Annotated in this window: 1 rRNA gene; it reads right to left on the reverse strand. The window is 41.3% G+C overall.

Annotation, left to right across the window (positions count from 1 at the left end):
- Positions 1-392, reverse strand: a 23S ribosomal RNA gene (locus DKT72_RS17930); the annotation flags it as partial.
- Between the last annotated feature and the right edge of the window lie 158 nt (positions 393-550).

Genomic DNA, 550 nt, shown 5'->3' on the forward strand with positions numbered 1-550 from the left:
ATATTCAGTCAAAGTTTCACGTGCTCCGACCTACTCGATTTCACTTAAAATGCGTTTTCATGTACGGGACTATCACCCTGTATCGTGGCACTTTCCAGAGCCTTCCATTAACACATAATAAGCTTAAGGGCTGTTCCGATTTCGCTCGCCGCTACTCTCGGAATCTCGGTTGATTTCTTTTCCTACGGGTACTTAGATGTTTCAGTTCTCCGCGTTCGCCTCGTTAACCTATGTATTCAGTTAACGATACCTGCAAGCAGGTGGGTTTCCCCATTCGGAAATCCTAGTCTCAAGTGCTTTTTACTAGCTTGACTAGGCTTATCGCAAGTTAATACGTCCTTCATCGCCTCCAACTGCCAAGGCATCCACCGTGTACGCTTAGTCACTTAACCATACAACCCAAACGGGTCTTTGTTTTGTGACAGTTTAACTTCGCCAGAAGTTAATATTGAATACTAAAGTAGATACCAATTAATCATAAATGATTAAATTGGCACTGAATGATACTGCTATCATTCTTTTTTACTTTTGAAAACTCTGTACAAATAAC

This window comes from Confluentibacter sediminis (genome assembly GCF_003258355.1).
Classification (GTDB): domain Bacteria; phylum Bacteroidota; class Bacteroidia; order Flavobacteriales; family Flavobacteriaceae; genus Confluentibacter; species Confluentibacter sediminis.